19 protein-coding genes and 1 pseudogene are annotated in these 18954 nt (G+C 71.7%); 14 read left to right on the forward strand and 6 right to left on the reverse strand.

The features are described from left to right. Positions 1-38 precede the first annotated feature (38 nt). The 3 genes from ABZ070_RS11445 to ABZ070_RS11455 are packed head-to-tail and all read left to right on the forward strand — an operon-like array spanning position 39 to position 2481. The gene (locus ABZ070_RS11445) at positions 39-899 is read left to right on the forward strand and encodes an NAD(P)H-binding protein (protein ID WP_356632405.1); all 861 of its coding nucleotides are present in this window, start codon (positions 39-41) and stop codon (positions 897-899) included. After that, the gene (locus ABZ070_RS11450) at positions 896-1999 is read left to right on the forward strand and encodes a zinc-binding dehydrogenase (protein ID WP_356632407.1); all 1104 of its coding nucleotides are present in this window, start codon (positions 896-898) and stop codon (positions 1997-1999) included. Before ABZ070_RS11445 ends, ABZ070_RS11450 begins: the two co-directional genes overlap by 4 nt. Before the next feature lie 23 nt (positions 2000-2022). Beyond that, positions 2023-2481: an ester cyclase gene (locus tag ABZ070_RS11455; RefSeq protein ID WP_356632409.1), complete on the forward strand. Its 459-nt coding sequence runs from the start codon at positions 2023-2025 to the stop codon at positions 2479-2481. Between the two features lie 87 nt (positions 2482-2568). On the opposite strand, the gene ABZ070_RS11460 is transcribed toward ABZ070_RS11455, so the two are convergent. Further along, positions 2569-3894: a tetratricopeptide repeat protein gene (locus tag ABZ070_RS11460; RefSeq protein ID WP_356632411.1), complete on the reverse strand. Its 1326-nt coding sequence runs from the start codon at positions 3892-3894 to the stop codon at positions 2569-2571. A gap of 235 nt (positions 3895-4129) precedes the next feature. Here ABZ070_RS11460 and ABZ070_RS11465 point away from each other — a divergent pair, with 235 nt between their 5' ends. The 4 genes from ABZ070_RS11465 (at position 4130) to tgmC (ending at position 7005) form a co-directional block, all read left to right on the forward strand. Next, complete coding sequence (locus tag ABZ070_RS11465; RefSeq protein ID WP_356632413.1) at positions 4130-4432, forward strand: hypothetical protein; 303 nt, start codon at positions 4130-4132, stop codon at positions 4430-4432. 214 nt (positions 4433-4646) lie between these two features. Then, positions 4647-4940 carry a putative ATP-grasp-modified RiPP gene (gene tgmA, locus ABZ070_RS11470; RefSeq protein ID WP_356632415.1) on the forward strand — a complete coding sequence of 98 codons (294 nt, stop codon included), beginning with the start codon at positions 4647-4649 and terminating at the stop codon, positions 4938-4940. Continuing rightward, positions 4937-5887 carry an ATP-grasp ribosomal peptide maturase gene (tgmB, locus tag ABZ070_RS11475; protein ID WP_356632417.1) on the forward strand — a complete coding sequence of 317 codons (951 nt, stop codon included), beginning with the start codon at positions 4937-4939 and terminating at the stop codon, positions 5885-5887. The genes tgmA and tgmB overlap by 4 nt, the downstream gene beginning before the upstream one ends. Then, positions 5884-7005 carry an ATP-grasp peptide maturase system methyltransferase gene (tgmC, locus tag ABZ070_RS11480; RefSeq protein ID WP_356632419.1) on the forward strand — a complete coding sequence of 374 codons (1122 nt, stop codon included), beginning with the start codon at positions 5884-5886 and terminating at the stop codon, positions 7003-7005. The genes tgmB and tgmC overlap by 4 nt, the downstream gene beginning before the upstream one ends. Before the next feature lie 141 nt (positions 7006-7146). Here the strand turns inward: tgmC and ABZ070_RS11485 are convergent, their stop codons facing one another. From ABZ070_RS11485 to ABZ070_RS11495, 3 genes are read right to left on the reverse strand one after another with little or no spacing between them, the layout of a single operon-like run. Beyond that, on the reverse strand, positions 7147-8022 hold the full coding sequence (locus tag ABZ070_RS11485; protein WP_356632421.1) for an NmrA/HSCARG family protein: 876 nt from the start codon (positions 8020-8022) through the stop codon (positions 7147-7149). Continuing rightward, positions 8019-8876, reverse strand: a complete 858-nt coding sequence (locus ABZ070_RS11490; protein WP_356632423.1) for an NAD(P)H-binding protein — start codon at positions 8874-8876, stop codon at positions 8019-8021. The genes ABZ070_RS11485 and ABZ070_RS11490 overlap by 4 nt, the downstream gene beginning before the upstream one ends. A 1-nt stretch (position 8877) precedes the next feature. After that, positions 8878-9312, reverse strand: coding sequence for an ester cyclase (locus tag ABZ070_RS11495; RefSeq protein WP_005321817.1), 435 nt, complete (start codon positions 9310-9312; stop codon positions 8878-8880). 195 nt (positions 9313-9507) lie between these two features. Between ABZ070_RS11495 and ABZ070_RS11500 the strand changes: the two genes are divergently transcribed. Continuing rightward, entirely contained in the window at positions 9508-10371 is an 864-nt protein-coding gene (locus ABZ070_RS11500) for a methyltransferase domain-containing protein (protein ID WP_356632425.1), read from the forward strand. Between the two features lie 75 nt (positions 10372-10446). On the opposite strand, the gene ABZ070_RS11505 is transcribed toward ABZ070_RS11500, so the two are convergent. Continuing rightward, the gene (locus tag ABZ070_RS11505; RefSeq protein WP_356632427.1) at positions 10447-11217 is read right to left on the reverse strand and encodes an SDR family oxidoreductase; all 771 of its coding nucleotides are present in this window, start codon (positions 11215-11217) and stop codon (positions 10447-10449) included. A 7-nt stretch (positions 11218-11224) separates the two neighbouring features. Then, a complete protein-coding gene (locus ABZ070_RS11510) occupies positions 11225-12301 on the reverse strand; it encodes a serine hydrolase domain-containing protein (RefSeq protein WP_356632429.1) in 1077 nt (358 codons plus the stop codon). Positions 12302-12601: 300 nt separating this feature from the next. On the opposite strand from ABZ070_RS11510, the gene ABZ070_RS11515 reads away from it, so the two are divergent. From ABZ070_RS11515 to ABZ070_RS11540, 6 genes and pseudogenes are all read left to right on the forward strand, one after another. Next, positions 12602-14215, forward strand: coding sequence for a class I adenylate-forming enzyme family protein (locus ABZ070_RS11515; protein ID WP_356632431.1), 1614 nt, complete (start codon positions 12602-12604; stop codon positions 14213-14215). A gap of 69 nt (positions 14216-14284) precedes the next feature. Then, complete coding sequence (locus tag ABZ070_RS11520) at positions 14285-14596, forward strand: antibiotic biosynthesis monooxygenase family protein (RefSeq protein WP_356632433.1); 312 nt, start codon at positions 14285-14287, stop codon at positions 14594-14596. After that, positions 14586-16367, forward strand: coding sequence for an FAD-dependent oxidoreductase (locus tag ABZ070_RS11525; RefSeq protein ID WP_356632435.1), 1782 nt, complete (start codon positions 14586-14588; stop codon positions 16365-16367). The genes ABZ070_RS11520 and ABZ070_RS11525 overlap by 11 nt, the downstream gene beginning before the upstream one ends. Next, positions 16364-17155 carry a 3-oxoacyl-ACP reductase FabG gene (gene fabG / locus ABZ070_RS11530; RefSeq protein ID WP_356632437.1) on the forward strand — a complete coding sequence of 264 codons (792 nt, stop codon included), beginning with the start codon at positions 16364-16366 and terminating at the stop codon, positions 17153-17155. The genes ABZ070_RS11525 and fabG overlap by 4 nt, the downstream gene beginning before the upstream one ends. 78 nt (positions 17156-17233) lie before the next feature. Beyond that, positions 17234-18190 carry an aromatase/cyclase gene (locus ABZ070_RS11535; RefSeq protein ID WP_356632439.1) on the forward strand — a complete coding sequence of 319 codons (957 nt, stop codon included), beginning with the start codon at positions 17234-17236 and terminating at the stop codon, positions 18188-18190. Then, a pseudogene (locus ABZ070_RS11540) lies at positions 18187-18954 on the forward strand (acyl-CoA dehydrogenase); the annotation flags it as partial. The gene ABZ070_RS11535 and the pseudogene ABZ070_RS11540, both read left to right, overlap by 4 nt.

Genomic DNA, 18954 nt, shown 5'->3' on the forward strand with positions numbered 1-18954 from the left:
AGTCTCGGGGAAGCCGAGACCGACAGGGTGGAGCAGGCGTGACAGTTCTGGTGACAGGAGCGACAGGATCCGTCGGCCGGCATGTGGTCGACCACCTCGTGGCGGCGGGGCAGCAGGTGCGGGCCCTGACACGCAACCCGGCGACCGCGGGGCTTCCCGACGGCGTCGAGGTGTTCGCAGGCGACCTCGAGCAGCCGCAGACGCTGCGCGCGGCCCTCGACGGCGTCGAGCGCCTCTACCTCTTCCCCGTTCCCGAGACCGCACAGGAGGTCGTCGCCCTCGCCAAGGAGGCCGGTGTGCGGCGCATCGTCGTGCTCTCCTCGTCCTCCGTGCTCGACACCTCCGGTGACAACCACAGCGGTGAGCACCACCGCGCCGTGGAGCGCGCCGTCGAGGAGTCCGGCATCGCGTGGACCTTCGTACGGCCCGACGAGTTCGCCACCAACCTGCTGTGGAAGTGGGGCCACTCCATCCGCACCGAGGGCGTCGTGCGCACCCCTTACGGCGGCGCGCCGCGCGTCCTGATCCACGAGGCCGACGTCGCCGCCGTGGCCGCCGCCGCGCTCGTCGAGGACGGCCACGCCGGCCGGGCGTACGTCCTGACCGGACCGCAGGCCATCACCCAGGCCGACCAGGTGAAGGCGATCGCCGCCGCCACCGGCGCCCCGATCACCTTCGAGGAGATCACCCCCGACCAGGCACGCGAGCAGATGGGCCACTTCATGCCGCCGCCGGTCGTCGAGATGATCCTCGGCTATCTCGCCGACGCGATGGACAACCCGCCCGTCCCCGTCGACACCGTCGAGCGCGTCACCGGCCGCCCGGCCCGCACCTTCGCCCAGTGGGCGGCCGACCACGCCGGCGACTTCGCCCCCCAGCGCGAGACGGTGGCGGCGTGAGCACCGCCACCGGCCCCGCCGCCACCGACGAGCGGACCGCGGCGGACACCAAGCCCGCCGCCACCGCCGCCACCGGCTCCGCCTCCCACGGCAACGCGCACGTGCAGCTCACCGGCAGCGGCCGGCCCGAGGACCACGTCGTCGCCGGCCGGGGCACGCGCCCCGTCGCCGGCCGCGGCAAGGTCGTCGTCCGGGTCGAGGCCGCCGGCGTGTCCTTCGCCGAGGTGCAGATGCTCCAGCACCTGCACCCCTTCCCGCCCAAGTTCCCCTTCGTGCCCGGCTACGACCTGGTCGGCCGCGTCGTCGAGACCGGCGAGGGCGTCACCGGATGGCAGAGTGGCGACCGGGTGGCCGCCATGCCCCGGCACGGCGCCTGGCAGGAGTACGTCGAGGTGCCCGCCAAGGCCCTCGCCGCGGTACCCGAGCACCTCGACGCGGCCGTCGCCGTCTCCCTGATCACCAACGGGGTCACGGCCTACCAGATGCTGCACCGGCTCACCGCCCTGGCCCCCGGATCCACCGTCCTGGTGCACGGCGCCAGCGGCGGCGTGGGCACCCTGCTCACCCAGCTCGCCGTCCACGCCGGGCTGCGTGTCATCGGCACCGCCTCGCCCGCCAAGCACGACGCCGTCCGCGCGCTGGGCGCCGAGCCGCTCGACTACCGCACCCCCGATCTGCCCGCCGCGGTACGGGAGTCGGCGCCCGACGGCGTCGACGCCGTCTTCGACCACATCGGCGGCCGCGGCCTCGACGCCGGCTGGGCGATGCTCGCCGACGGCGGCACCCTGGTCTCCTTCGACTCCTCGGTGGCCGGCTACCGGCCCGGCCAGTGGTTCCGGCCGCACGTGCCCGCGCTGCGCCGCACCGCCGCCCGCTGGATCGCGGCCAAGCTCCGCCTCACCCGCGGCCGCCGCCAGACCATGTACTACGTCAAGCCCGGCGACGACTTCCGGGCCGACCTCGCCGCCCTGTACCGGCTGGTCGACGAGGGCGTCCTGCGGCCCGAGATCGCCGGCCGTCACCCGCTGACCGAGGCCCCGGCCGCCGTACGCGCCCTGCTGGACGGCACCACCGTCGGCAAGCACGTCCTGATTCCCTGACACCCGGTAAGGATCCGCATCCCATGACCGCAACACTCGCCGAGCAGCCCGCCCTCAGCGTCCAGGAGCGCAACAAGCAGATCGCGCTCGACTGCGCCGCCGCCTGGAACCGCTGGGACCTGGACGGCATCTTCACGCACTGGTCGCCGGACATCAGGCACTTCTCCGAGGACCGCCCGGTCGACTCCGAGCTCATGAAGGCCGCGATGCGCGGCGGCCTCGCCGCCTTCCCCGACCTGCACCTGGACGTCAAGAGCGCCGTCTCCGAAGGCGACCGCGTCATCCTGCGCATCACCGTGACCGCCACCCACCTCGGCGACTTCTTCGGCAAGGCCGCGACCGGCAAGAAGGTCACCTGGTTCATGCTCGAGGAACTGCGCTTCGACGACGCCGGAAAGATCATCGAGCACTACGACGTGTTCAACTACCTGCCCATGCTCAAGGAGCTGGGCTTCGTCGACCAGAGCGTCCTGGGCGGCTGACCCCGCCCGCACCACGGAGGGGGCCGGACCGGGCGCCGACACGGTCCGGTCCTTCGCGGCGGGTCCACCCCCGAAGGCGGTGTTCCGTCAGACGTCCTGGGCGGGCAGGAGCACCTCCGCCCGCTGCCTCACTTCCTGGACCTCGGGCACATGCCGGTACCGGTCCAGCCGGACGTGCATGCCGTTCGTGGCTTCCGTGATCTTCACGGATCGGATGCCCTCCGCGCAGTCCAAGAACGCCGTCCACGTGGACAGCGCCGCGTCGAGGTCGCCTTGCCGTAGCTGAACCTGACCCAGGTCGGCGAGGACGATCGCCCGGCTGCGACGACGATCGAGCCCGTGGATCTCCAGCGCCTGGTGCAAATGCACCGTCGCACCGTCCATATCGCCGAGTCGGGACAGGATCATCCCCGAGTGGTGGGCCCACCGGCCGATGCTGAAGTGCGACGCCCAGGAGTCACCGGGCGGGGCGTCCGGCATCTTCTCGATCGCAGTCTGAGAGGCCGCCAGCGCCCGGGTGGCAAGCCGCCGGTCGCCGTCCAGCGCGGCCGCGTCCGCCAACGTCGTCTGGTAGTAGGACACAGCTCGAGGGTCGTCGAGCGTCTGGGCCTCCTCCACGCACCGCTCGGACAGCCGCAGCGCCACTGCGTGGTACCTCGGACCCAGCTCGATCGCCTGCACCGCCAGACCGCGCAGAGCCGTCGCGGCAAGCTCGGACTCGCCGGCTTCCGCCGCGAGCCGGTAGGCGTGTGCGTAGTACCGCTGAGCCAGGCCTTCGTTGCCCTCGTCTTGAGCCATCCAACCCGCGAGGTGCACGAGTTGGGACGTCTCGGCGAACAGGGCCCGGCCGATCCTCTCCGTGTACGCGCCTTCCAGCCACGGGCCGACGTCCTCAGTCAGGTAGCGCACGGCCAGGTGCCGCGCGTGGCCACCACCCAGCTCGGCCGCCGCATCGCCGAGAGTCTTCGTCATCTGCCGGATTGCGGCCACTTCGCCGATCCCGACCCGCACGGCACCGGTCCGGTTGACCCGCCGCGTGATGCTCTCCGGGTCCGGCAAGTTCAGAGCGGCGAGGGCGTATGCGCTCGTCGCGGCGAGGAAGTTCCGCCGAAGCACGTCGCTCCTTCCCAACTCGAGGACTGACGCCACGGTATCCACGTCCGCGCCCGTGGGCCCGACAGATTGCACGGCCTGCACCGACTCCGCGTCCAGGCCGAGGACATCGACGATGTACGGCAGCCAGTAAACCGGGGTGCGGCGGCCAGCCATCCACCGCCGGGCCGACTGCCGGTCCAGCCCGTGCGGGCCCCGCCCTTCGGCGATCCCTAACTCGCGCGCGAGCTTGGTCGGTCCCCAGCCGCGTGCCTTGCACGCCTGCCGGATCAGCTCGCCGATCTCCGGGATCTCGGGCACCTCCGCCCCCTCCTCCGTAGCCGGAGGACGTGCGGGCCCTCACGGCTGGCCTACACGGGCCTACAGCTGGTCTACAGCCTGGCACCTCCTCACCGTCCGTGCTTGGCCGTTGACTCAACACCACACCGAAGACTCGACGGCATCGAACGGAAAAGGTGGCCACCCCGTGTACCCCACCGAAAGCATCCAGGCTTTCCCAACACGCTTGTCCCAAGAGCCCCTTACCCCGGCCGTCATGGCCGCTGACGTCCGCCTCGCGCTCGACCTCGCGAACGGCCGTGCCACGGGCGAGGCCGCCGACGCGGTCCGCGCCCGGCTACGGACCTACATCGTCGCCCTGGCGGATGGGGCCGACCTTCACGCGGCCGGCCTTACCGACCTCCGCGCCCGCGACATTGCGACGAACACCGTCCGGCACGCTCGCGCGGTTGCCCAGGACGAGGCGCACGACCTGGCCGCGAACCTGCGGCTGCTCGCAAAGTCCGTCGACCACCTGTCCCGCTACGCGGCCGCCGCCCAGCAGCGGAGCCGGTGGTGAGCCGGGCCGCACCCCATTCACGGCCGGGCCTGGTTCCGGCCCTGCTGGGGCTGCTCGTGCCCCCGCGCGACCCGGTCGACGCCACCTGAACCCCCGGCTCCGGCATCCAGAACGGCGCGCGACGCGGCAGGACTGTTGCGTCGATCGGAGCCGGCAGCTTCAGCGCCACTCCGCCGAACGGGCGGAGTGCGTCACAACGAAACGAAGGAGACCCATGTTCGTTCACTCCGACCGCCTGCCCGCCAGCGGCCCGGTCCCGCAGGCAACCGTCACCCCGCGCCCGTGGGGCGTGAGCCGTATGGCGCCGTACCCCACCGCCGCGCCGGAGTACGCCAGGGTGGCGCTCGACCCGGCCACCCAGACCGCCGTCTTCTACGACCGCTCCGACCAGGTCATGGAGATGCCCGGCCACGGCACCAGCACCGGAACCTCTCCGTCCACGGGCACCAGCCCTGATGGTCAAGCGGGAAGCAGCGACACCGACCAGGGGAGCGACGGGGACCAGTGATCGACCCACGTCCGGTGTCGGTCGTCACCAGCCTGCACGACCCCACCGCCGACGTGGTGATCAGCGAGCTGCACGACCGGGGTGTCCCGGTCGTGCGGCTCGACTCGGGGGACTTCCCCGCATCACTGTCGGTGGAGGCAGAGATCAGCTCGCAGGGCCTTCAGGGCCGCCTTGTCACCCCGTCCCGTACCGCCGATCTCGCCAACATCCGGTCCCTGTACTACCGCCGCCCGACCGGGTTCGCCTTTCCGCATCTCAGCGGGCAGGACGCGCGGTTCGCCGTCACCCAGGCCCGGTACGGCCTCGGCGGGGTGCTGGCGTCGCTGCCCGGCTGCCTCTACGTCAACCATCCGCACCGGATCGCGGACGCGGAATTCAAGCCCTCCGGACTGGCCGCAGCAGTTGCGGTCGGCTTTCTGGTGCCGCCCACACTCATCACCTCGAACCCGGACGCGGCCAGGGCGTTCGTGAAGCAGCATGGCTCTGTCGTCTACAAACCGCTGCACAATCCCGTGTACCTGGTCGATGGCGTCTCGTCCGTTGTCAAGGTCGCCGAGGTCGCCGCAGAGGACATCGACGACAGCGTGACCGGTACGGCGCACCTGTTCCAAAAGCGCGTCCCCAAGACCGGCGACGTACGCGTGACCGTCATCGGCTCCAAACTGTTCTGCGTCCGGATCGACTCCGACCTCCTGGACTGGCGCACCGACTACAGCCGCCTGACGTACACCCCCGTGGAGGCACCTCCGGACATCGAACGGCCACTCCACCACTACATGGACCACTTCGGACTCGTCTTCGGGGCTTTCGACTTCTGCGTAGGCGAAGACGGGCGATGGTGGTTCCTGGAGTGCAACCCCTCCGGCCAGTGGTACTGGCTGGAGCCAGAAACCGGTCTGCCGATGTGCGCAGCCCTGGCCGACCTGTTGGAGAGGAAGAAGTCGTGACCGACCAAGCCCAGCAGCTCCGCAATCAGCTCGTCGACACGCTGACGGCCAACGGCAGCGTGCGCACGGCGCCGTGGAAGCAGGCCGCGGAGGCGATCCCGCGGCACGGCTTCCTCCGCGGCGGGTTCTTCCGCCGGGTGGACGGAGCCGGGCCCACGGCATGGGCGCCCGTCATGGAGGGCGAGGACGACTGGCTCGAGGCCTGCTACCGGGACGAGTCGCTCGTGACCCAGATCGCGGGAACCATCGTGCCGGCCGACATCCGCGGCCAGATCATGCGCCAGCCCACCAGCTCCAGCACCCTTCCCTCCCTCGTCCTGCGCATGCTGGAAGACCTCCACGTCGAGCCGGGAATGAAGGTGCTCGAGATCGGCACCGGCACCGGATACTCAACCGGGCTGCTCACCAGGCGACTGGGCGAGCAGAACGTCACCTCGATCGAGTACGACGAGGACGTGGCCTCACGGGCACGAACAGCCCTCGCCCGGCTGGGCCTGCACCCGACGCTCATCAGCGGCGACGGACTGCTCGGCTACGCCGACGGGGCTCTGTACGACAGGATCATCGCAACGTGCGGTGTCCACACCGTGCCGGTGGCCTGGATCGAACAGACCCGGCCCGGTGGGATGATCCTCACCACCGTCGGTGGATGGCTCGGCTCTTCGGAGCTCGCACGCCTGACCGTCCACGACGACGGCACCGCGTCCGGGCCTCTGCTCAGCGGGCAGGTCGGCTTCATGCTCGCCCGTCCGCACACACCGCCCCCGCTGGGCCTGCTTCCCGACCTCGGCGCGGGCAAGGAACGCGAGACGCTCATCGGGGCCGAGGTCCTGAGCGACTGGACGGCCCGCTTCATCGTCCAGTTCGCCGCACCGCACGCGCAGCGCCTGACGATGGAACGCGACGGGCACACCGAGGACGTTCTGATCGACGTCGAATCCGGGTCATGGGCCGCCCTTTACCAGGATGACGGCCGCTGGATCGTGCGACAGGACGGTCCCGGCACCCTCTGGGACACTGTCGAGGAGATGCTCGGCCGCTGGCACGCCGCGGGCAGGCCGGTGGCCGAGGACCTCACCGTGCACCTCACCCCGCGGGGTCAGACCCTCCGCTGGTAGCACCAGGCCGGCCCCGCTCGTCTTCGCCCGTGGTGGAAGAGCGGGGCCTCGAGCCCGGAGGAGACCCCAACGTTTGGGCAGTGCAGAGCCCGGACCGTCGATACGGTCCGGGCCCCTTCTGCCGTACGACCCAGAGGCCGCTCAGAGCTCCAGCGACTTCAGGTACGCCGCGAACGACAGCAGCCCCGGATGCTCGGCGCGCAGCGCCGCGATGTCCGCCCGGTAGCCGTGCTCCTGGAACCACTCGAACATCAGCGAGATCTCCGGCGCGTTGGGGATGTACGGGTTGCCCGCCACCGCGTCCAGCGGCAGTTCCTCGAACCTGGCCGGCAGGCCCGTACGCGCAGCGAACGCCTCGGCGACCTGCGTCGCGCTCAGCTCGTCGCCCGCCAGCTCCACCGACCGGCCCAGGTACTTCGCGGGCTGCTCGAAGGCCTCGGCGGCGAAGAAGCCGATGTCCTCCACGGCGATGAACTGCACACGGGTGTCCGGCTTCAGCGCCAGCTGCACCACCAGCGTCCCGTCCACGTTCTGCGGGCCGTGCGCGGCGAAGTTGTCCATGAAGAACGACGGACGCAGCACCGTCACCGGCACACCCAGCTCCTGCAGGTACCGCTCGATGTGCCGCTTCGACTCGAAGTGCGGTACACCGCTGTGCCGTTCCGCGCCGCCCACCGAGCTGTACACCACGTGCGCCACGCCGGCCGCCTTCGCCGCCCGCGCCACCGCGCGGCCCTGGCGGACCTCGCCGCCCAGCCCCTTGGGGGTCATGAACGTCTGCACGGAGAACACGCCGTGCACGCCCTCCATGGCGGAGCGCAGCGACGCCTCGTCGTCCAGGTCGCCGCGCACCGGCGTCACCCCGAGGTCCGCCAGCGCCCGTGCCGCCTGCGCGTCCGGGTCGCGCACCAGTGCCGCCACCGTGTGCCCGCGGCGCAGGAGTTCACGTGCGGTGGCCCCGCCCTGCAGGCCCGTCGCACCGGTCACCAGGATCGTGCCGTCGATCGCCGCGGTCATACCGCCACCTCCTGGGCGGCGAACAGCGCCGCGTTGGCGGCGGCCCACTGCCGGTAGGTGCGCGGCTCGCGGCCCGTCAGCTCCCGCACAGCACTCGTGGGCTTCGCCCACGGCACCTCGGGGCTGTGCAGCGCGGCCACATTGGTCTCCGCGGCCGGGCGGTCGCCGGTGATGCCCGTGAAGACGTCCACGACCTCCTCCTGCGGCGCCACCGAGAAGTCCAGCTCCCTGCCGAGCACCTCGCCCAGGATGCGGGCCTGCTCCTTGGAGGTGAGCACCTCGGAGCCGGTGAGCACATACGCCATGCCGCGGTGACGCTCGTCGGTGAGCGCGGCGACCGCGGCGGAGGCGATGTCGTACTCGTCGATCGGCGCACCGGGGTTGTTGCCGATCCAGCAGCGCACCGCGCCGCTCTCGCGCACGGTCTTGATCCACCACGAGGTGTTGGCGTGGAAGGGGCCCGGACGCAGGAACGTCGTGGCGACGCCGCTGCCCGTGATGGCCTCCTCGGCGGCCCGGTGCTCGTCCGCGATGCCGTGCGGCACCGGGTGCAGCACGCTCGCCGACGACAGGAACACCAGGTGCTCGACGTCCGACGCGGCGGCGGCCGCAGCGATGTTGCGGGCCTCGCCGGCCACATCGCCGGACAGCACCACCAGCGCCGAGGTGACGCCCTGGAAGGCTGCGGCCAGCGACGCGGCATCGGCCGGGCTGCCCGCCACGACCTCCACACCGCCGGGCAGACCGGCCTCCTCGGGGGTGCGGCTCAAAGCACGCACCCGCCGGCCCGCGGCAGCGAGCTGCGTAGCAGCCTCCCGGCCCACCTTGCCGGTCGCTCCGGTGACAAGAATCATGTCAGTCCCTCCAGCCGTTGGGCTCCGGCCACGGCGACCCGAGCTGGCGGTACGTGCCCTGGTAGTCCGGCCAGTCCCGGTGGTCGCGGATCTTGCCGTCGACCAGGCGGATCAGATGGATCTGCTCACCCGAGAAGCGGCGGCCGGTCGGCGCCATGCCCACCAGGTTGCCCACGTGACGGCCGTACAGGACAAGATTGGCGCGCACCCAGTCGCCGCGCTCCTCGATGAGGACCTCCTCCAGGTACGCCTCCTCGGAGAACGTCATCTTCAGCCACTTCACGGCCATCGCGAACGAGTCGGGACCGCGCAGGTCCATGTGCTCCATCGTCGCCGGATTCAGATAATCCGGGTGGATGAATTCCGCGACGTCATCGGTCTTTCCCGTGTTGTACGCCTCCACCATGCGGCGTACCGCCGCTATATGACTGCTCATCGCATTCCCTTTCACGCGGGGGGCCCAGCAGAATTCAGGACACTGGCGATAAGTGTGCGGTGACGAAAGAGGCCGGGCAAGCAGCGAATTGCGGCCGTCGACCGGCTCTCGAACGGTCCTCCACCACGGCCCGTGGAACGCGCCGCAGCATGAGCCGAGCATCCCCACCGCCGCCACCACCCTCGGAGCTGACCCGTGGATACCGCGACCACCTACAAGACGAAAGTCACCGCCGCCTTCAACGGGGCCGCAGCGACCTACGACCGGCTCGGGGTCGAGTTCTTCACCCCCATGGGCCGCCGGCTCGTGCAGCGCGCAGAGCCCCGGCCCGGGCAGCGTGTGCTCGACGTCGGGTGCGGCCTGGGCGCCACCCTGCTGCCCGCCGCCACCCGGATCGGCCCGAGTGGCCACGCGCTCGGCATCGACATCGCGGAGGCCATGATCGACCAGGCCGGCCGCGAGGCCGAGCGCCAGGGCATCGGCAACGTCGAACTGCGCGTGATGGACGGCGAGCACCCCGACCTGCCCGCCCGCACCTTCGACCTCGTCCTCGGCAGCTACAGCGTGATCTTCCTGCCCGACGCCCGCGCCGCCCTCGCCCGCTACGCCGACCTGCTGCGCGACGGCGGCCGTATCGCCTTCACCAGCCCCGTCTTCAGCCGCGACACCTTCCCCTTCCTGCCTCCGCTGTTCAGCCGCTGGATCCCCATGTCGCTGCTGCAGCACCTGCCACCCGCCTGGCACCCCGAGCAGCTCCACCGGCAGCTCCACTCCTGGCTGGAGGACCCCGCCGACCTCGAAGCCGCCCTCCACCAGGCGGGTTTCGAGGCGGTCGACATCGCCGACGAAAGCGTCGAGATGACCGCCGAGAGCGGCGAGGCCTGGGTCGACTGGTCACACACCCAGGGCATGCGGCTGCTGTGGCAGCACCTGCCGGCCGACGAGGCCGCCGCCCTGCGTGCCCGCCTGATCGCCGAACTCGACGCGCTGCGCGAGCAGGACGGCCCGATCCGTATCGACGTCCCCGTCCGCTACGTCACCGCCACCGTCGCCCGCTGACGCCCCGATCGCACACATGGCTGCGGCCCCCGGGAGGATTCCCCAGGGGCCGCAGCCATGTGCACGCGGACCCGGTCAGGTGACCGACAGCGCGCCGTCCACCGCCACGACCGTGCCGTTGGCGTAAGCGGCCTCCGGCCGGGTCAACTGCACGATCCACCAGGCGATGTCCTCGGGCCGGCCGACCCGGCCCGACGGAATGCGCTCCGCCATCTGCGCCAGGAACGCCTCGTAGGCCTCGGCCGGCATCCCGGCCCGCACCCCCACACCGGTGTACACGACACCGGGCGCGACACCGACCGACCGGATCCCGCGCGGCGCCAGCTCGACCGCCCAGGTGCGGGTCAGGAAGTCGAGCGCCACCTTCGCCATCCCGTACACGGAGTTCTCCGGCCAGGCGCGCAGGCCCAGCGAACCCGCCGAGCTGACGTTCACCACGACACCGCCCGTGGCCTCGAGCGCGTCCAGCGCCCGCTGGGTCAAGAACAGCGGCGCGAGCAGGTTCGTGCCCAGCTGGGCACGGACCGATTCCCGCTCGAGACCCTCGAGCCCGCAGAAGGAGGTGACGGCCGCATTGTTCACCAGCACATCAAGCCGGCCGAATTTCTCGAGCGCCGTTTCGACAATGACATTCGGGGCGTCATGGTCGTGAACGTCGGAGGTCAGAACATGAATCCGTTCGTGACCGTCCGCGGTTTCCTTCAGCGTCGATTCACTGCGCCCCACGACGAGAACATGCGCACCGTCGTCGGCGAAAGCGCGGGCGGTCGCCGCGCCGATTCCCGTGCCGCCGCCGGTGACGACGACGGCCTTGCGAACTGCCCCGGCGGGCGTCGTATTCGTCATCCGGGCCTCACGAGCACAGGGCGGTGTTCACACCGCGGATGACGGCCTGCTCGGCCTCCGGGCCGAAGTCCTTGTCACCGATCGTGAACGACAGCTGCACCCGCGCGGACCGGTCGCGGGTGGTGGCCGCGAACGTGGCGTAGCCCGGGATGCCGGCACCGTGACCCCACAGGTCCAGGTCGTCGTCGTTCTCCAGCTTCATGATGCCGAGCCCGTAGCCGATGCCCATCGGCAGGTTCTCGATCATCTCGGGCGGCAGCGGAGTGGTCATCTCGGTGAACTCCGGCTCGTTCAGCAGCTCTCCGCCGAACAGCGCGCAGAAGAACCGGTCCAGGTCCGCGGTCGTGGAGATGATCTCACCCGCGCAGCCCGCCTCCGACGGGTTCATCAGCGTCACGTCGACCGGCTCGCCGCCGATCTGCATGTAGCCGCGGGCGTGCGGCCCGGGGATGTTCGGGTCGTCGCCCGGCAGCGTCGTCTCCGACAGACCCAGCGGCTGGAGCACCCGCTCGGTGATCTCCTCGCGGTACGAGCGACCGGTGATCTTCTTGATGAGCAGGCCGACGATGAAGTAGTTCGTGTTGCAGTACGCGAACTTCGTGCCCGGCTCGAACTCCAGCGGCTTGGCGGCCGCGATCGCGATCAGGTCCTCGGGCTCGTAGTGCTTGTAGCGGTCGCGCAGGAAACGGTCGCCCGGCTTCTGGAACGAGTCCATGTAGTTGTACAGGCCGCTGGTGTGCTGCATCAGATTCCGGATGGTGATCTTCTCGCCGTACGGCAGCAGCCCCGGCAGGTAGCTCTCGACCGTCCGGTCCAGCTCCAGCCGCCCCTCGGCGACCAGTTGCAGCACCACCACGGCCACGAACGGCTTGGTGATGCACGAGATGCGGAAACGGCCGTCCTCCGGCACCGGCCGGTCCGAGCCCAGCTCGGCGATCCCGGAGGTGACGACGAACGAGTTGTCCCCCCGGGCGACCCGGAACTGCACGCCGGCGGCCCCGGCCGCGACCAGCCGGTCCGCTGCGCCCTGCACGGCCTGCTGAAGGGCCGAGACCCCCGGCCGGTCGATCGTCGTCTGCGTCATTGGTGAAACCCCCATCGGGTGACGATTCGGTCCAACGCAGGGCTCGGGACACGACCCAGCTCCGTGCGCAGGCAGTGAGTAACGCGGCCCAACGTGGCCGCCTCCGATGGAGGCGCACCCGCATCCCGCTGGAGCCGTGCTCGCCCCCGACGGCCCACCACGCCGCCCGGGGCCGGCGCTCCGCGCCGCGCCGAGGACCCGTCGAGCGGACTTCGACGGTTTCTCGAGCACGGCCGCACAGCGTGGCACCCGACAACCCGATCGGCCCGCCAGCGCAAAGCCACCCGGAGGAGGCCCGCCGTGCCGCGATTCACCCATCCGGAACTGCCCCTGGATGCACTGCTGCGCCGGGCCGCCGTCCGGGACCCCGACGGCACCGCACTGACCTGCGGGCAGAAGACGCTCACCTACGCCGAACTCGACGCCCGCGCCGACCGCGTCGCCCACTACCTGCAGCACGCCACCGGCCGCCGGGGCACCACCGTCGGCGTCGCCAACACCCTCGACGCCGTCTTCGCCGCCACCTACTACGGCACCAGCCGCAGCGGCCACACCATCGCCCTGGTCAACCCGCTCGTGGGGGAGGGCGCCCTGCACCACGTGTTCACCGCCGCCGCGATCGAGATCGCGTTCGTGCCCTCGGCCACCGCCGAACTGCTCACCAAGATGCGCGAGCGGCTGCCCGACCTGCACACCATCGTCGTCACCGACGCCGACGACGGCGTCGTCCCCGCCGACGCGCTGCCCCTGCACGTCGCCCTCGACGGCGTCCCCGACGGCCCGGCCGGCCTCGGCACCGGACCCGCCGACCTCGACGCGGTCGTGTGCCTGCAGTTCACCACCGGCACCACCGGCCGCCCCAAGGGCGTGCGGCTCACCCATCGCAACCTGGTCGCCAATGCGGCGCAGATCGCCCTCGCCCACCGCCTCACACCGGCGTCCGTCACCCTCAATCACCTGCCGCTGTTCCATGTGATGCACCTCAACTCGGCGGTGTACGCGGGCGCTTCACAAGTTTTGTGCCAAGACGGCGACCCCATCGCCTCCCTCGCCCTGGCCGCCCGCACCGGCGCCACCCACTACTACGGGCTGCCCGCCCGCCTGCACCGGCTCGCCGCCGACCCGCGGCTGACCACATCCCGCGAGGGCATCCCCGCAGCCCCGCGGCTGACGGCCGTCATGTCCGGCGGCACCGCCCTCGCGCCCGCCGCCGCCCGCAGACTCCATGAGGCCCTCGGCGTCCCCGTCATCCAGGGCTACGGAATGGCCGAACTCTCCCCGCTGTGCCACAACCAGAGCATCGAGGACCACTCCCGCAAAGGAGCCGTCGGCCGCCCCCTGCCCGGCACCGAGAGCCGCATCGTCGGCCTCGACTCGCGCGAGGCGGTCGACGTGTGGGCCACCGGCGAGGTCCAGGTCCGCGGCCCGCAGGTGATGGCCGGCTACCTCGACGACGACGAACCCGCCCGCATCGACGCCGACGGCTGGTTCTCCACCGGCGACATCGGCTACGAGGACGCCGACGGCGTCCTGTACCTCGTCGACCGGCTCGGCGACGTCTTCAAGTACGACAACGAACTCGTCTCGCCGACCGCCGTCGAACGCGTCCTCGCCGACGACCCCAGAGTCGCCGAATGCGTCGTCGTCGGCTGGCCCGACGCCGTGCACGGCGCCGTTGTATGGGCTGGCATCGTGCTGCGCGAGACACCCGGCCCCCCGCAGCACGCCGCACACGCCGTCCTGGACGTCCTCGACTCGATCACCGAGAAGGCCAACTCCCGCCTCGCCCACTTCGAACGCATCCGCCGCGTCGAAGCCCTCGACGCCGTCCCGCGCACCCCCACCGGCAAACCCCGCCGCCAGGAACTGCGAAGCCGACTGCGCACCCGCGCCGCCGCGGAAGCCGCCGCCTGACCCGCGGCCCGCCGCACCCGCCCGCCTTGCCCCGTCCCCTTCCCTATCCCTGTCGCAGGAGGCAGACCCATGGTGACCTTCGTCAACAAGCTGACCGTGCACGGCGACCACGACGCCTTCCTGGCCGTCCGCGCCCGCCTCACCGCCTACATGTCCGCCCAGCCCGGCTACATCAGCCACCAGAACCTGCGCGCTCTCGGGGCCGACAACGTGCACCTGGAGATCGCCGTGTGGAACAGCGCCGCCGACCACCGCGCCGCCGTCAGCAGCGACGGCTTCGCCGCCATCGTCGCCGACCTCAAGCCGCTGGTGACCGCCGAGCCGGCCATGTATGTCGACGAGAGCGCCGACACCCCGCTGGAGGCGGCCGGTGTCCGATGACCTGCGGCCCCACGTCCTGGTCGCCGGCGCCGGCCCGGTCGGTCTGACCGCCGCCCACGAACTGGCCCGCCGGGGGCTCGCCGTACGCCTCGTCGACGCCGCCCCCGGCCCCGCCCGCACCAGCAGGGCCGTCGCCGTCCACCCGCGCACCCTGGAAACCCTCGACCAGATGGGCACCGTCGGCCCCGTCATCGAAGGCGGCCGCAAGAACCGGGCGTTCACCATGTTCGCGTCGGGCCGCCGGCTGGTGCGCCTGGACGCGGACTACAGCAGCATGCCGACCCGCCACCCCTACACCGTGATCATCGAACAGACCCGGACCGAGGCCGTCCTGCGCGAGGCCGTCGCCCGGCTCGGCGTCGAGATCGAATGGGGCGTACGGCTGACCGGCTTCGAGCAGGACCGGAGCACGGTACGAGCAACCCTGCGGCACGCCGACGGCACCGACGAGATCTGCGAGACACCCTGGCTCGTGGGCTGCGACGGCGGCCACAGCGCCGTACGCAAACAGCTCGGCCTGCCGCTGATCGGCGAGAGCCGCGACACCTGGATCCTCGCCGACGCCCCCGTACGCACCGACCTCGAACCCGACAGCATCTACTGGGTCCACACCGGCAAACAGGCCCTGATGATGGTGCCCTACGCCCGCCCCGGCCACTGGCGGCTGCTGGACACCGCCCCCGCCACCGCGGACGCGGCCGGCGCCGCCGACCGCATCGCCGCCCGCCTCACCGCCGGCCTCGGCCACCCGGTCCACGTCGGCGACCCCGAGTGGACCTCCGTGTTCACCTTCCAGCAGCGCATGGTGCCCCGCATGCACGACGGCCGCGTCTTCGTCGCCGGCGACGCCGCCCATGTGCACAGCCCCGCCTCCGGGCAGGGCATGAACACCGGCATCCAGGAGGCGTACAACCTCGCCTGGAAACTCGCCATGGTCCACCACGGCCACGCCCCCGCACAGCTCCTGGACACCTACAGCACCGAACGCGTCCCCATCGGCAAGGCGCTCCTCGGCTCCACCCGCACCGCCACCTTCCTCGTGGCGCTCAAGAACGCCCTCGCCTCCCTCGCCCTGCCCGCCGTCTTCACCGTCGTACGCGCCGTGCCGGCGCTGCGCCGCGCCATCCAGCGCAAGGTCCTCGGCGGCATGTCCGGACTGCGCATCGACTACGCCGCAAGCCCGCTGACCACCGGCGCCGGACCCGAACCCGTCCCGGTCGCCGCCCCCGTCGCCGCACCCGTCTTCGTGCCCCGGCGCCGCCACGTGCCAGCCCCCGGCGAACGCGTCGCCACCGCCACCGCCCACCGGCCCGACTCGCCCGGCCCCCGCGCCCTCGCCGCCGAACTGCGCGACGTGCGCTGGACCCTGCTCGTGGCACCCGGCGCACACGACACCACCGGCACCCCCGTACGCACCGCCACCGACGCGGCCGCCCGCCACGGCGCCTGGCTGTCCGTCCGCACCGTCGGCGACACCCGCACCCCCGGCCCCCGCCCGCTGCCCGACCCCGACGGCACACTGCGCCGCGCCCTGGGCCTCCCGGCCGGCGCCTGGGCCCTGATCCGCCCCGACGGCTACCTCGCCGCCCACGGCGGCCTGCTCACCCCCCGCGCCCTCGACGAGGCGCTGCGCCCCCTTTCCCCACCCCCCGGACAGCCGCCCCACAGCGCACCTGAGGCCGTCCTCGAGCGGGCCTCTTCCGGCCGTCGAGCGGACCGGGACAACCTTCACACCACCGTCGGCGCACCGCAGAAGGAGGCGACCCGATGAGCGCACAGCCGGCACCGTCGCCGGTCGCCCTGGTCACCGGCGCCACCAGCGGCATCGGCCTCGCCGTGGCCCGCGACCTCGGCAACCGAGGACACCGCGTCTTCATCTGCGCCCGCACCGCACTGGAGGTCAAACAGACCGTCGAGGACCTGCGCGAGGAAGGCGTGGAGGCCGAGGGCACCGCCGCCGACGTGCGCAGCCGCGAGTCCGTCGCCGCCCTGGTGCGCACCGCCGTGGACACCTACGGGCCCATCACCGTCCTCGTCAACAACGTCGGACGCAGCGGCGGCGGCCCGACCGCCGACATCGCCGACGACCTCTGGTACGACGTCATCGACACCAACCTCAACAGCGTCTTCCTGCTGACCCGCGAAGTCCTCAAGAACGGCGGCCTCGCCGACGCCTCCTGGGGCCGCATCATCAACATCGCCTCCACCGCGGGCAAACAGGGCGTCCTGCTCGGCGCCCCCTACACCGCCTCCAAACACGGCGTCGTCGGCTTCACCAAAGCCCTCGGCAAGGAACTCGCGCCCGCCGGCATCACCGTCAACGCGGTCTGCCCCGGCTACGTCGAGACCCCGCTGGCCGAACGGGTCCGCCAGGGCTACGCCGCCGCCTGGGACACCACGGAGGAATACGTACAGGAGCAGTTCGAGGCGAAGATCCCCCTCGGCCGCTACACCACCCCCGAAGAAGTCGCCGCCCTCGTCGGCTACCTCACCACCGAACACGCCGCCTCCATCACCGCCCAGGCCCTCAACGTCTGCGGCGGCCTGGGCCACTTCTGACCCGCCGCCCGGGAACACCCGCCCGGGCAAACCCGCCCCCGACCCGTGAACAGTGACCTTTCCGAAAGAGGATGAGACATGTCCGCTGAGCGAGTGCACGCAACGACGCACGAGGTGAACGTGGCCGCGCCCGCCGGCGTGGTCTACGGCCTGATCTCCGACGCCGTCCAGTGGCCGCTGTTCTTCCCGCCCAACGTCCACGTGGAACGGCTCGAGTTCGACGGCGCCGGCGAGCGCCTGCGCATGTGGGCCACCGCCAACGGACAGGTCAAGTCCTGGACCTCCCGCCGTGTCCTCGACCCCGAGCAGCGCCGCGTCGAATTCCGCCAGGAACTGCCCGCCACCCCCGTCAAGTCCATGGGCGGCACCTGGATCGTCGAATCCCTGGGCGCCAACCGGTCCAAGCTGACCCTGCTGCACGACTTCACCGTCGCCGACGACGCACCCGACGACGTCGCCTGGGTCGAGCGCGCCACCGACACCAACAGCCGCGCCGAACTCGCCAACCTGCAGCAGCTCGCCGAACGCTGGTCCCAGCTCGACGACCTCGTCCTGTCCTTCGAGGACTCCGTCCGCGTCAACGGCCCCGCCGAACTCGTCTACGACTTCCTCTACCGGGTCGGCGACTGGCCCGAACTCGTCCCGCACGTCTCCCGCCTGGACCTCACCGAGGACCAGCCCGGCGTGCAGATCATGGCCATGGACACCGTCACCTCCGACGGCTCCACCCACACCACCGAGTCCGTGCGCATCTGCTTCCCGCACGCCGGCCGCATCGTCTACAAGCAGACCGCCACCCCGCTGCTCATGTCGGCCCACACCGGCGAATGGTCGGTCGTCCCCGACGAGACGGGCGTCACCGTCACCTCGCAGCACAGCGTCGTGCTGCGCCCGGAGAACATCGAGTCCGTCCTCGGCGCGGACGCCGACGTGCAGACGGCCCGCCGCTACGTGCGCGAAGCACTGGGCCGCAACAGCTCCGCCACCCTCAACCTCGCCAAGAAGCACGCAGAAAGCGCGGTCCGCGTCCTGTGACCACGCCCCTGACCGCGCCCGCCCCGGGCACGGCACCGGCCGGGCCCGGCCCGCGGGCCGCCCGGCCGGCACCCGCGCCGCACCCGGCCGGCCCCGACGGCGGCGCCCCGCCCGGCGCCGCCGAACGCGCCGACTGGCTCGAAAAGCTCCTCGGCGACCCCGACGACCTGCACAACCCGCACGGCTACGGCGCCCTGCTGGCCGCCGACGACCGCCGCGAGGTACCCGCCGCCACCGAGGCGCTGCTCACCGAGGCAGGCCTGACCGCCGAATTCGTGCCCCAGGAACTCGGCGGCCGCCTGGTACGCCCCGACATCCTCGCCCGCGTCCTGCGCCCCGTCTTCCGGCGCGACGTCGCCCTCGGCTTCGGTCACGGCATCACCTCGCTGTTCGGCGCCTCCGCCGTATGGGCCGCGGGCGACGAACACCAGCGCCGGCAGGCCGCCCGCGTGCTCCTGGCCGGCGGCCGCACCCCGATCCTCCACCACGAACTCGCCCACGCCAACGCCATCCTGCGCGACGAGTTCACCGCACGCTCCGCCCCCGGCGGAGGCTTCGTACTCGACGGACGCAAAGACGTCGTCATCAACGCCGACCGGGCCGACGCCTTCGTCATGTATGCCCGCACGGCCACCTCGACCGGCCCACGAAGCCACTCCGTACTGCTGCTCGACCCCGAGCAGCTGCCGCCGGGCGGCCTGCACCGGCTGCCGCGCGCCCTCACCCCGGGCATGCGCGGCAGCCGGGTCTCCGGCCTGTCGTTC

Source organism: Streptomyces sp. NPDC006283 (assembly GCF_040613325.1).
Taxonomy (GTDB): domain Bacteria; phylum Actinomycetota; class Actinomycetes; order Streptomycetales; family Streptomycetaceae; genus Streptomyces.

Bases quoted from the DNA above. Each gene is read 5' to 3' on its own strand.
- ABZ070_RS11455 (WP_356632409.1), top strand. From the start codon at position 2,023: ATGACCGCAACACTCGCCGAGCAGCCCGCCCTCAGCGTCCAGGAGCGC.
- ABZ070_RS11465 (WP_356632413.1), top strand. From the start codon at position 4,130: ATGGCCGCTGACGTCCGCCTCGCGCTCGACCTCGCGAACGGCCGTGCC.
- tgmA (WP_356632415.1), top strand. From the start codon at position 4,647: ATGTTCGTTCACTCCGACCGCCTGCCCGCCAGCGGCCCGGTCCCGCAG.
- ABZ070_RS11485 (WP_356632421.1), bottom strand. From the start codon at position 8,022: ATGACCGCGGCGATCGACGGCACGATCCTGGTGACCGGTGCGACGGGC.
- ABZ070_RS11490 (WP_356632423.1), bottom strand. From the start codon at position 8,876: ATGATTCTTGTCACCGGAGCGACCGGCAAGGTGGGCCGGGAGGCTGCT.
- ABZ070_RS11495 (WP_005321817.1), bottom strand. From the start codon at position 9,312: ATGAGCAGTCATATAGCGGCGGTACGCCGCATGGTGGAGGCGTACAAC.
- ABZ070_RS11505 (WP_356632427.1), bottom strand. From the start codon at position 11,217: ATGACGAATACGACGCCCGCCGGGGCAGTTCGCAAGGCCGTCGTCGTC.
- ABZ070_RS11510 (WP_356632429.1), bottom strand. From the start codon at position 12,301: ATGACGCAGACGACGATCGACCGGCCGGGGGTCTCGGCCCTTCAGCAG.
- ABZ070_RS11520 (WP_356632433.1), top strand. From the start codon at position 14,285: ATGGTGACCTTCGTCAACAAGCTGACCGTGCACGGCGACCACGACGCC.
- fabG (WP_356632437.1), top strand. From the start codon at position 16,364: ATGAGCGCACAGCCGGCACCGTCGCCGGTCGCCCTGGTCACCGGCGCC.
- ABZ070_RS11535 (WP_356632439.1), top strand. From the start codon at position 17,234: ATGTCCGCTGAGCGAGTGCACGCAACGACGCACGAGGTGAACGTGGCC.